Here is a 12,623-nt window from a genome sequence, read left to right as displayed (position 1 = left end):
ATTGCACCGCTTATTTTTCAAAGACAAAAAGAAAGAGAACAATTTAGTTGGAACAGAATATTGTCTTATAGTTTTCGATACCCTTTTTTTGAGGTTAGCGTAAATATGAATGAAAGAGAGATATTATTATCTAATTATTAATGAAGGAGACTAATAATATGAATCAAATCTCAATAGCACAGTCATTTGTGTTAAAAAACAAAAATATTATATTTAAAAACCGCATAGTTAAATCAGCGATGAGTGAAGGACTAGCTTCAAAAAGGCATCTGCCGACCATTAATCTATTTCGCCTTTATGAAGAATGGGCAAAAGGTGGGGCGGGGTTAATTATCACAGGGAATGTGATGGTAGATGACAAGGCTCTAGGAGAACCTAGAAACATCGTATTAGAGAACGATAAGAATCTAGAATTATTTAAAAAGTGGGCTGAAGCAGGCACAAAGAATAGCACTCATTTATGGATGCAAATTAATCACCCTGGAAAACAAGTGCTCAAAGGTGTTGTCAAAGAAGCCTTGGCGCCGTCAGCAATTCCATTTGATTCGGAATTACAGCGTTTCTTTCCTATGTGTCGGGCACTCTCTCATAAAGAAATTAAAGAGATCATTCAACGTTTTGCAAAAACGGCGAAACTTGCGAAGCTTGCAGGTTTTACTGGAGTGCAAATACATGCTGCGCATGGATACTTAATTAGCCAGTTTCTTTCTCCAAGGCATAACCAGCGGGAAGACGAGTGGGGTGGAACCGTTGAAAATCGATTTAGATTTTTATTAGAAATCTATCGCTCCATTCGTTCAGAAGTTGGACAAGGATTCCCTATAGGAGTAAAAATCAATAGTTCAGATTTTATGAAAGCTGGTTTTTCCGAAGAAGAGTCTCAGTTTGTTATCTCAGAATTGGATGGACTGGGGATTGATCTTATCGAAATCTCTGGAGGGACTTATGAAAGACCAGAGTTGTTTGGGAAAAACGTAAAACCTTCAACTGCTAAACGTGAAGCCTATTTCCTAGACTATGCAGAAAAGCTTAAACAGAAAACAGCTGTTCCTCTAGTACTAACAGGAGGTTTTAGAACTCGTTCAGCAATGGACGAGGCGCTAAAAACTGGTGCTACAGATTTTATCGGATTAGCAAGACCAATGGCTCTTTATCCAGATTACGCAAATAAATTACTATTTAAGAAGGTTTCAGAACTTTCCATAAAGCCTATTAAAACAGGACTTTCCTTTATTGATGATATAGGGTTAATGGAATTAACCTGGTATAGCCAGCAACTAGAACGGATAGGAAAAGGGAAATCAACAAAGCCACATTTTTCTCCGTTGCTTTCCTTGTTTCTTACACTTTTTAAAAATGGAAGAGACACTTTTCAAAAGAGAAGAGTTTAAGACAAGGAGTCTTTTTAAACCTAGGCTTCTGCCATATCGTTGAAATTCCCAAACCAATCGAGAGATAGTTATTTCCTTACTCATTCTGAGATGCCATGGAAAGGGAGAAAAGAAGAAGTATTTAGAAAATTTGGCATTCCATACATTTTTCTTTTGTTATGTGGGAACTATTCAGATTTCGCTTTTCTTCATTTTCTGATTTCTCTTATAGCAAATCGAAAATCTCGTAGATTAGACTAGTTCATTTTTTGTACTGATTCATTTATTCCGATTCGAATACAAACGCAATCATCAAAAGTGATTGCGTTTTTACCTGTTTAAAAACATACAACCAATTACAACTAGGGGTTTTTGAAATTGTGAAATTATGCCTAAAGTAACGGAGATAGGGAGTTCACTTATAGAAACAGAGGCTTTTGGATCTTTTTTTTAAATAGTAACGTCTAACTAGATGGGGGTGGTAATATCAGTAAATTAATTGTGTGAAAAGAAAGTGTTACTTATCAGTACGACCTCTAAAAATAGGTGTCTCAAACCATTCAAGAATTTTCTTAAAAGGAGGGGAGTTAGGTGAATAGAAAAAAAGTTATTTATATTTTGGTTAGTATAGTTACTCTATTTGCAGTCTTACTGGGATGCTTTTTTTTCTTATTTAATGAAAAAAAGTCACCCCAAAAAGGTTCACGGCTTATTTCTTTAGTAGTAAATGAACAAAAACTTCAATTTACATCACCAGGATTAACATTTGAAAAAATAGAAGAAGAGAAAATGAATCATACTTCTTATGTTGATTATAAAACCACTTATGACATCGTCAACAGAAACCAAATGACAGGTACCTTACATATCGTTTTACGCCAAATTGATAATGGAGATGTATGGGTTTTCACTCGTATGAACAATCATTCTAAGCAAACGATTGACTTAGAGTTTAACATTCCTTTTGAAAATTCTAATCGATATCAATTTACTGACTTCGATAAAATTGAAGTTCCGCACCATGATTCTGAAGATGTCGGCTATGATCCGACTACTTATCCAGTAGGGCTTATTGATCTTTATCAGTTTGAGGAATTACGTGCGAGCATAATAGTAGGGAAAAATTTCGTCTCTAAACAATTAGAAACAGCCTATCAGAATGGTGGTAAAAGTTTTGTTCGGGAACTGATAAAAGAAAATGAAGAGTTCCAGATTAAATCAAACGTTAACTCGATTCAACTTACAGCCACCTTAACCTCTTTGGGTCAAGATATCTCGGAGCATTGGGTCTTGCTTTCTAATGCAAAGTTGTTTAAGGATCATAATCAATTAATGTTTTGGATAGAGCGAAGTAATCGAAAATATCGAAAAACTAATGCATGGTATACCGAAGACGGCCCTTATAATAAAATGGTTAAAACGATTGAACCATTACCAGAAAGCGGGTTAGGTTATGGGAGAACTCTTTTACTAATTCAGGAAGAACAAGCATTAATCGAATACAAAAAGACAAAAGAACGTTATTTTTATGATCTTATTATAAATTCTTTTGCAAATTTGGAAACTTATAAAGGAGAGAAAAATTTCTGGGAAACAGAAGTGACTAGCACTTGGTTAAAAAACTTGTATGGTCTTCATGCTCCTTATATCGACACCAGATTTAATGAAAAAACGGCCTTATTCGTTAAAGAAGCAGGAGAAATATTAGGGATAAAAGGGTTTGAAGATGCCTTACTCAATTACGCTGATTTGTTAGTTATCCAAGAAAAATCAGATAACGTGATATGGATCGATGAAGGATATTTAATTAGCGATTTCTTTTCTCTCAACGAAGCTAAACAAACACACGCAAGCTTGAACCACATTTTAGGCGGTCTGACTATATTATTAGAAAGTTACCTGGAAACAGGAGACAAAAAATACTTAGAGACGGCTTTAATGATTCAAAAAGGAATTGAGGAACTTGGTGTCACCTGGTTAAAAGAAAACGGAGATACCTGGTATAAATACAATACTAACCATACGTTTGAAGGAGAAGATTACCGCGAATTAACGTTAAAAGATTTACTCATAACGAAAAAACTTTGGGAGAAAACAGGCTATCGAATGAGTCCGATTTTTGATACATTGATTCGCTCAAAAACAAATTACTTGGTTGAAGCACAATTGCCAATTAGTAAAGAAGTAATTGATCTCCTGCACAACCAAGAGTATACGGAATTAATAGAAGGTTATCCAAACATTATAAAATATTAACACTGGTTCTAGGTTGAGAGATTAGTAGTTTTGGTCTCATTCTGTTCTTCGAATTTTTGAAAGCTAAGGAATTTTTTCAATTGTAGATGTTGGTTTAAAATCTGGTTATTCTGCATTAAATTCAAAGAACGCTTGAACGCAAGAGTCGGAGTTTTCGTAACGCCTTTCCTATCGACTAATAATCTAAAGAGGTAGAATAGACAATGCTCTATTTAGTTAAAGATAGTTTCGAACGACTGCAGATCAGAAAATATTAAAGGTGAAGAGATAATCTTAGAAATTGTTAACTCAGAAGGAGAAAGAATGACTGCTGAGCAGTTAGAAGAGGGTGATTATGCATTTATTAATTTTAATATTATTGAGTGTATAGAGAACTGAAATCAATCTATTGAAACTGAAAAATTAATGGTTGAACAGTGAGTGGGGATAAAGTTTACATACTTAGAAACTTTTTATGATATTTTTTATTTGAGAATGGAGGGCACTGAAAAGTTATTCAGTGCCTTCCATGATAAGCAACAGATATTAAAAATACAAATATTGTCAAGTTCAGTACTCGATTTATTTCTTGTCTTGCGTAAAACCGTCTAGACCTTGTCTTTCTAATTCCTCTGCTACGATACGAGCAAGCTCGGTTGCTCCTGCGCGGTTCGGATGTAATGTATCACCGTTCATATAAAGATCAAGAGTGGATTCAGGTCCTATAGATGTAAAGTAGGTCGAACTTAGAACATTTAGGTCTACTAATGATACGTTTTCCTCTTGAGCTAAAGCGACAATAGAATGTCTATACCACCGGTTTACAGAAGTGTGTTCGCCCTCTGAATTAAAGTCTGTTGCTCTACCTTGTGGAGTCGATAATATAACCGTTGCTCCTGTAGCTTTTACTTGCTGAACCATATCACGCATTATTTCTTTAAATTCCTCTTCGGTCGTTGTATTTTTGGGGTTTGTATCATTAATTCCAAGCTGTAATATAAAATAATCACCCGGCTTGATATATTGCAAAATCGCTTCTAATTGACCATCATTTCTGAACCCTCTTGCAATTTGACCCCCGGATGCCATATTTCTAACCTGAAAAATATCCGGGTTAACAAATTCCGGAAACAATTGACCCCAGCCTGCTTGAATGCTGCTGTCAAATGGATAGTAATTGCATACTGTGGAGTCACCTCCAATATAAATCGTTCTAGCTGTCTCCGGATGACGAGAAAGCTTATTTATTTCCAAGGCACTTAATGTAAAGTTTGTGCCGACCTTACCTTCTGTTACAAGAAGGTTAAGTTGCCCATCAGTTATAGGGATTTGAAAAGTATCAGTTGCGTTGTTTCCTGTCATATTTATAATTTGGTAAACACCTTCTGCTGCAATACTCGCTCTGGCTGTATCTCCTAAGGTGACCTTAACCTCGTAAAGTCCGTTCGGTAGATCCACATCAAACGTGTTGGTACTTTTGGTACCAAATGTTTCAAATTGTACCGCATCACTAGCTTCATCTTTTCCAGTTGCTGGAACATTGGCCATGTTCTCCGGTGTATTAAAGCCATAACGCTTTTTTTCGTCGTATTTATCAGAGGCACTCACACCAATATAGTGCTTTTCTACTTCACCATTGCCGAAGTCAAACTTGTAATTGCTTGGTGCTGCCTCTGCGGATGAATTCGTAAATCCACCTATTATTAAAATCGTCATAAAAATAACGGTTAGAGCATTTAGGACCGTATTATTCTGCATGTTACCGCCTCCTTATTTTTAATGAAAGAATAATATTTATCTTGAAGATAAGTATGAGTTGGTTTCCGATCTTATAGATATCAAAAATTAATCGTATGCAATTCCATTAATGGGAATCTCAGTCAAAATTTTCTGCGTTGCTTCATCATAATACGGGAACTTATTATGGAATAGACCGTTGCGATCCTCCTCCAGTTTCTTGACATCGACCTAAATTAGATAAGTAATCTTTGTGATTTCCTATTAAAAAAAGAATGCGGTTACATTTATTGAAGTAATCAATCACCTCCCACCAAGTTGATTGTAAGTCATGATAAAATTTCCATCAATAGGATATTCTTGTATCTGTACTTTAGATAGATTAATACTTTTTTGCAAAAACTATATATTTATGTTGTTGGTTTTTCTATAACCTGGAGAAAGCTGGTTGTTATGTATTAATTATGCTACTATGTTTCCAATAAAACGCTGAGTACACTTAGAAAAAAATTGACAATTTAACCCTTTCATAATTTAACAAAACTTGGTTCGAAATGGAAAGTACTAGTTGAAATTGTAAGAAGATTATGATAAAAATAAATAAAGGGAATTTATGGTATATACAACTGACGAAACGTGGATAACCACGAGGGAGCATATACTAATACCGTCGAACGCCTGGGCAAAGCATTTGGATTTTTCCAAGTGCTTTTATTCTATAACGGGAGATGATTAAGAATGGAAAAAGTCAAGAGACCAAGAAATGTTGCGATTTTAATCTATGAAAATGTTGAAATTCTTGACTTCACAGGGCCTTTTGAGGTTTTTGTAGTAGGAAGCGATAGAGGAAAAGATTTTAATGTTTATACCGTGGCTGAGGATGAACATCCAGTAAAAGCTTTAGGGAATCTGAGTATAAACCCTAACTATACAATCAAAAATTGCCCATCCCCAGATATCATCTTAATTCCAGGAGGATGGGGATCAAGAAAAGAAATGAAAAATGTAACAATAACTGAGTGGCTAAATAACCTCTCTCATAAAGTTGAACTTGTACTTTCTGTTTGTACTGGTGCCTTAATCCTTGCTAATGCCAATCTTTTGGATGGTTTGAAAGTAACCACAAATCGACTGGCAATGAACGAATTAAGAGAAGTGGCACCAAGTTCATGTGAAATTCTTGAGGAATGTCGATATGTTGACAATGGCAAAATCATTCTATCAGCTGGTATTTCAGCAGGTATGGATATGTCTTTATATGTAATTGAAAAATTACTAGGTAGTGAAAGAGCTGAGCAAACAGCCATACGCATGGAGTACAAATGGAATAAAGATATGATTCATTATAGCTAAAGAAACAGGTTACTTAAACAGATTAGAAAACAATACATAAAAAACATTAATAGAACAAGTGGTAGTGGAACGAGTAAATTATTACATTTAAAAAATAGATAGATTGAAAGGGTGAAAGCAAGTAGCTAAAGAATGCTTGAGTATAACGGAGGAAGGGGATGTTGATACCAAATTTATGATTTTGAACTTAAAAGGATGACTTACTCTGATAAAGGGCGCAGATGAGCATAAGCAAATGGACGTCTAGTGGTAGCTAGAATGAAATTTAAGAAGAACTTAAAAATTATAGGGCTAAATCGAGAAGGAGGTAATTGCTTGTGCGAGTCATTAAATTCGAATATCCTGTGAATGAAATAACATATAAAGTAATAGGGGAACGCAAATTAAAACTATACATATTAGAGCCTGAAAATAATGCAAAAAACAGAACAGCTATTCTTTTTTTCATCGGTGGTAGTTTTGGGAAAGGATCCAGAACGCCAGCAGATTTCCAACATCAAGCAAAATATTTTTCTTCAAAGGGGGTAGTGTCAATCTGTGTGGATTACCGAACCGGTCATGACGAAGGTTTTTCTCCAATTCAAGCCATATCTGATGTTAAATCGGCTGTTCGTTTTATGAGGGAAAATGCTACTGATTTAGGAGTGGCTCCAAATAAAATTGTTGTTTGTGGTTCGTCCGCAGGTGGCTATATTGCTGTGTCATCAATTATGTTTGAAAATATAAATGATAACAGTGATAATCCAAATACAGATCACATTCCCGATGCTTTAGTCGTTTTCGGTGCGGGGATGGATGGCGTTGATATCATGAGCAGAAGGTACCCTGAATTGTTTGAAAGGGCTGTGGAACTTTCACCTCTTCACAATATTAAAAAATGCTTACCGCCAACTTTATGGATGTGCGGAACCATGGATGAATTTTATGACCAAAATAAAAACTTCGCAAAATTAATGGTGGATAAAGGAAACGAAATTAATTTTATAACTTACGAAGGTATGGAGCATGGATTTTTCCATTATGGAAGGCATGAAAATAGGTGCTTCCACGATACCACTCTTAAAATTGAGAATTTCATGAAATCATTAAAATCTCTTAATCTTTAATTAGGTTATTTAAAAAATATAAAATGGATGAAACTAAATATTTGGGATGCTATGCCTATAAGAATAGCGAGGAAGGAATTTCGGTAAAATCATATTAAATAAGGGGAGGAAGTAGCATGCCATTATTCCTTATTTTCCCATCTGTATTAGTAATGATTATAATAAGTGTTATTCATTTTTATTGGATGTTTGGAGGGAAGTGGGGCTTGAGTGCAGTTGTACCAGAAAAAGTAGGAGGAGGTGCCGTGTTCAGACCTAAATTAGTTGAAACTTTTATTGTTGCGATTGGTTTGTTAGTTCTGAGCTTTCTTTTATTAGCACAAATTGATTTAATTCCTTTTTTAAAACCAAACATGATTACCAGATGGTTCTGTATCATTTTTTCTTTTGTCTTTTTTATTAGAGCCATAGGAGATTTTAAATACCTTGGTTTCTTTAAAAAAATTAAACATTCTACGTTCTCTAAATATGATACCCTGTTTTTTAGCCCTCTTTGTCTGTATTTAGGCAGTTCTTTTATGGTTGCCTGGATATTATAAGCAGTCTTCCTACACTTTTTTTCAAAAGGATCAGGTTCCCTATATTTCAAGTCAGCTAGGAGGTTTTCTATGGCTAGGAATAATAGAAGCAATGATTTGATTAATATTGCGATTAGCTTTATTGAAGAATCTAATTTGAGCGTGATTTATGCTTGTGTTGGAGGTTCGGTGGGTAGAGATGAAGCAGATAAGTATAGTGACTTAGATTTAACTCTATATACAAACGCTAATATTCCAACCAATTTACTACTTCAATAATATAGACAGACATATTAAAGAATAGGAGATTAAAATCGGGGAAAATTCTATTAATTAAACATTGGATGGATTTTCGGGAGAAAACCCACCTTCGTATATTATTATTTTATAAAAGAAATCTTTCCCTTGCATAATGTTAATACGATATTAAAATCTTTATCTAATATTACCATGTCTGCCTCCTTGCCAACTGAAATACTGCCCTTTTGGTTCCAGACACCTATTTGCTTAGCTGGGTTTTTAGATGCCATGACGGTAATTTCCTCTAATGTACAACCAGTAAAAGAAATCATATTTTTAACTGCTTGATTCATAGTCAATATGCTTCCTGCCAATGTTCCATCTTGTAAGAGTGCCTTCCCATTTGAAACGTTAACTTGTTGACCACCGAGGTCGTAGACGCCATCACTAAGTCCTTTCGCCCGCATAGAATCTGTAATTAGAATAATCTCTTCTGCTTTTTTTGCACGGTAAGTACTATTTACAATGGCTGGATGAATATGGATTCCATCAACAATCATTTCAACCATCAGTTGTTTATTTGATAAAGCAGCACCCGCAACTCCAGGCTCACGGTGGTGAAAGCCACGCATACCATTGTAAAGATGCGTAACATGACTTAGACCTTGATCGATGGCGTCTTGGACTTGGGTATAGGTCGCATCAGAGTGACCAATCGAGGCAATGACACCTGATTTTGTAAGGTGGCTAACAAAAGCCAAGCCCGTTTCACTTTCTGGGGCAAGGGTTACAAGTTTAATCATATTCCCTGATAGCATTTGCCATCTATCAAAGAGCTCTATATCGGGTTTTTTTATATAAGGAATTGGTTGGGCTCCTGCTCGCAGCGAGGAGATAAAAGGGCCTTCTAAATGAATTCCTAGAATTTCAGCTTCGGGATTACTAGACTGATAGGTAGAAATATTAGTCAATGCAGCTTCAATATTTTCAGTTGATTGAGTAATTGTCGTCGCTAAAAAACTAGTCGTTCCTTCCTTTGGAAGAGTTTGAGCTATTGTAGAAAGGGACTTTAAGTTATTGTCCATTATGTCAGAGCCATTTAGGCCATGAATATGAAGGTCGATGAAACCCGGAATTAGGGAATAATCGGGTGAGAACATAATAACCTCATCTAAGCTATTAAATTCATAGTTTGCCATAGGACCTATCTCAATAATTTGTTCATCCTTTATTTTGACATAACCGCTTTCGTAAGTCTCATTTTCTTTATAAACGGTTAAGTTAGAAATTATTAATGTTTTAGTATTCATAATAATACCTCAGTTCATAATATTTTCATTAACAGATATTAAAAAGGAATAAAATACAATATAATCAGGTTTTTCTAGTTTTGTATGCTATTATGTTTCGTTCTAGACTATATGTCAATTAAAATATAAAAAAGAAAAAACAGGTAAATGTTCCGAAAAGTTATTGAAATTATTAAAAGATTGATTTATACTCTAGCTACGAGTAAGCGCTTTCCTAGAAAGGTGTTTACCGTAGTAAATATTCAATTATAGCTTATACTTTTAATGTGATCGCTTTATAACTATCGTTCTGGGGTAAGCGCTTAACCTATTTAGTTGAATACATCATAACTCATTATTATGATTATTGCATTCGAGTAAGGGCTTAACTACGATGATTGGGTAAGCGCTTAACTCGGTATCTGAGTGAGACGTCAGTTATGAAGTTTTCCGCAGGACAGCTATTGGGAAGACAGGAAGACTATAAGAAAATAATCATTGCGCAGACTGCGTATGGGCAAGCATTGGTAGTAGTATTATTGGCTGAAGTTCTGAACCATGAGAGTTTGTAGTATTTAGATTTAAATAAATATTGAAAAGACACCAGAGGAGATTGTTATGAAACCAACCATTTATGATGTCGCTAAAGCTGCAGAAGTATCGATTGCCACAGTTTCGAAGGTTATAAACAATACTGGTCGAATTAGCGAAAAAACCATTAAAAAGGTTCGAACGATTATGGAAACTATGGATTATCAACCAAGCGGTGTTGCGACTGCTTTGGCCGGAAAACAAACTTTCACAATCGGCGTCTTAGTTCCTGAGATATCAAACCCATTTTTTTCAGAAATTGCAAAACTATTAGAAGACAATGCTAGAGAGGCAGGCTATGCATTAATCATTTGTAGTACCTATTATCAAGTAGATAGAGAACATATGTATTTAGACTTATTGTTAAAGAAACAAGTAGACGCAATCATCATTGCCACGGATCCTATTGATATTGAGCCGTTTAAAAAGATTAATAAAAGGCAAGTCCCTGTAGTGCTTTTTACTATTGATGAATTATTATTCTCTACTCATGTCGTAACTACAGATGATATAAAAGGTGGCTATATTGCAGGTAGTTATTTATTACAAAAAGGCCACCGCAATTTTGCAGTAGTCCTTGAGGAAGGGAGGAAGAACAGCTTAACTCGATTGAAGGGTTTTAAAGAGGCAATAAGTGAGAAAAATCTAATTTTGACAGACCAGCAAATATATAGTTCGAAATCGAGTATGAAGGAAGCTAGAAACATTGCAAAAAGTATATTGACCAATCCGGATAAACCAACTGCGATTTTTTGTTGTACCGATTTAATTGCATTGGTGCTTATACAAGAAGCAAAGAAACAAGGAATTTTAGTTCCGGAAGAACTTTCGGTAATAGGCTATGACAATACTGTAATAGCAGAATTAAGTGACCCAGAATTGACAACTGTTGCGCAACCGATTAACGCGTTAGCGAAACATACAATCGAGTTATTAATAAACTCAATTTCTTCTCCAGGTACAGAGCTGCAACGAATTGTTCTTTTGCCTGAATTAAAAGAGCGAGAGTCTGTGAACCTAAATTAAATTTAAAGTAAATTAAGTAAGACTGTTAATCGGTTTTACTTATTTTATAAAGAATGAGTAAGCGCTTAACTATCAAGGGAGGATCGGCAAATGACATTTACTGTAGGAGTTATAGGTGCTGGTAGAATAGGCCAGTTACATGTAGAAAATCTTAGTACACTTCCTTTCATTAAAGTGAAAAGTGTAGCAGATATTAAAGTTGACCATCTAGTAGAGTGGGCAGATAAATACCAAATTGAAGAATTGACAACTGACTATAAGATTTTACTTCAGGATTCAGAGCTTCAAGCCATCTTTATTTGTACACCTACCACTACCCATGCAAACCTAATTAAAGAGGTAGCTTATGTTGGTAAAGATATATTTTGCGAAAAACCCATTAGTTTTTCAGTTGAGGAAACGACAGAAGCGCTTGAAGTGGTTCAAAAAGCCGGCGTAAATCTACAAGTAGGGTTTAACCGGAGATATGATCCAAACTTCAGGAAACTTCGCGAGGTAGTTGAGGATGGAAGTATAGGGAGTCCTCATATTTTAAAAATAACGTCAAGAGATCCTGCTCCCCCCAGCATTGGTTACATTCTTAACTCAGGCGGACTGTTTATGGATATGATGATTCACGATTTTGATATGGCACGTTTCATTGTTGGGGCAGAAGTGAAGACAGTTTCCGCTGTAGGTGGTGTATTGGTAGAACCAAAAATAGGTGAGGTCGGTGATATTGATACAGCTATTGTTACGTTAACATTTGAAAATGGTGCAATGGGCGTCATTGATAATAGCCGTCAAGCTGTTTATGGCTATGACCAAAGAGTTGAGATTTTCGGAGACAAGGGAATGGCTCATGCAGAGAATAATAGATTTACAACTGTTGAGCTATCAACAGCTGATACGGTAATAAAGGATAAGCCACTTTATTTCTTTCTTGAAAGATATAAAGAAGCCTATATTGAGGAAGTAAAAGAATTTGTTAACGTTTGTGTAAAAGGAGAAGAAGTAACTTGTTCTGGATATGATGGGCTTCAAGCGGAGCGTCTTGCAAGAGCAGCGAAAGAGTCGTTGTTGAAAGGCCAACCAGTTCATTTAGATACACAAACAATTCATTAATGAAGTAACGTTACTTTAAAGATGGTTTCTTTAAAAAAGATAGAAAAGGAGAAA

The 12,623-nt window shown here is 35.3% G+C and carries 10 protein-coding genes and 1 riboswitch; of the genes, 8 read left to right on the top strand and 2 right to left on the bottom strand.

The features are described from left to right. The first annotated feature begins 158 nt into the window (after positions 1-158). Both CEF19_RS00955 and CEF19_RS00950 read left to right on the top strand, forming a co-directional pair. Positions 159-1,391, top strand: a complete 1,233-nt coding sequence (locus CEF19_RS00955) for an NADH:flavin oxidoreductase/NADH oxidase family protein (protein ID WP_100404346.1) — start codon at positions 159-161, stop codon at positions 1,389-1,391. A gap of 570 nt (positions 1,392-1,961) precedes the next feature. Then, on the top strand, positions 1,962-3,626 hold the full coding sequence (locus CEF19_RS00950) for a hypothetical protein (RefSeq protein ID WP_100404345.1): 1,665 nt from the start codon (positions 1,962-1,964) through the stop codon (positions 3,624-3,626). A gap of 561 nt (positions 3,627-4,187) precedes the next feature. On the opposite strand, the gene CEF19_RS00945 is transcribed toward CEF19_RS00950, so the two are convergent. Continuing rightward, a complete protein-coding gene (locus CEF19_RS00945; RefSeq protein ID WP_227522069.1) occupies positions 4,188-5,321 on the bottom strand; it encodes a rhamnogalacturonan acetylesterase in 1,134 nt (377 codons plus the stop codon). Positions 5,322-5,954: 633 nt separating this feature from the next. After that, positions 5,955-6,033, top strand: a riboswitch (ZMP/ZTP riboswitch). Between the two features lie 47 nt (positions 6,034-6,080). Between CEF19_RS00945 and CEF19_RS00940 the strand changes: the two genes are divergently transcribed. The 4 genes from CEF19_RS00940 (at position 6,081) to CEF19_RS00925 (ending at position 8,598) form a co-directional block, all read left to right on the top strand. Then, on the top strand, positions 6,081-6,695 hold the full coding sequence (locus tag CEF19_RS00940) for a DJ-1/PfpI family protein (protein ID WP_100404343.1): 615 nt from the start codon (positions 6,081-6,083) through the stop codon (positions 6,693-6,695). A 317-nt stretch (positions 6,696-7,012) separates the two neighbouring features. Continuing rightward, a complete protein-coding gene (locus CEF19_RS00935; RefSeq protein WP_100404342.1) occupies positions 7,013-7,801 on the top strand; it encodes an alpha/beta hydrolase in 789 nt (262 codons plus the stop codon). 116 nt (positions 7,802-7,917) lie between these two features. Next, positions 7,918-8,340, top strand: a complete 423-nt coding sequence (locus CEF19_RS00930; protein WP_100404341.1) for a DUF3995 domain-containing protein — start codon at positions 7,918-7,920, stop codon at positions 8,338-8,340. Positions 8,341-8,409: 69 nt separating this feature from the next. After that, positions 8,410-8,598: a nucleotidyltransferase domain-containing protein gene (locus CEF19_RS00925; RefSeq protein ID WP_100404340.1), complete on the top strand. Its 189-nt coding sequence runs from the start codon at positions 8,410-8,412 to the stop codon at positions 8,596-8,598. Between the two features lie 101 nt (positions 8,599-8,699). On the opposite strand, the gene nagA is transcribed toward CEF19_RS00925, so the two are convergent. Beyond that, positions 8,700-9,869: an N-acetylglucosamine-6-phosphate deacetylase gene (gene nagA / locus CEF19_RS00920; protein WP_100404339.1), complete on the bottom strand. Its 1,170-nt coding sequence runs from the start codon at positions 9,867-9,869 to the stop codon at positions 8,700-8,702. A 597-nt stretch (positions 9,870-10,466) separates the two neighbouring features. On the opposite strand from nagA, the gene CEF19_RS00915 reads away from it, so the two are divergent. Then, complete coding sequence (locus CEF19_RS00915; protein ID WP_100404338.1) at positions 10,467-11,465, top strand: LacI family DNA-binding transcriptional regulator; 999 nt, start codon at positions 10,467-10,469, stop codon at positions 11,463-11,465. A 90-nt stretch (positions 11,466-11,555) separates the two neighbouring features. Beyond that, positions 11,556-12,569 (top strand): inositol 2-dehydrogenase, encoded by a 1,014-nt coding sequence (gene iolG / locus CEF19_RS00910; RefSeq protein ID WP_100404337.1) that lies wholly within the window; start codon positions 11,556-11,558, stop codon positions 12,567-12,569. The last annotated feature ends 54 nt before the right edge of the window (positions 12,570-12,623 follow it).

This window comes from Bacillus solitudinis (assembly GCF_002797395.1).
Lineage (GTDB): Bacteria > Bacillota > Bacilli > Bacillales > Bacillaceae_D > Halalkalibacter_A > Halalkalibacter_A solitudinis.
This window is presented reverse-complemented; position numbering and strand designations above follow the sequence as displayed.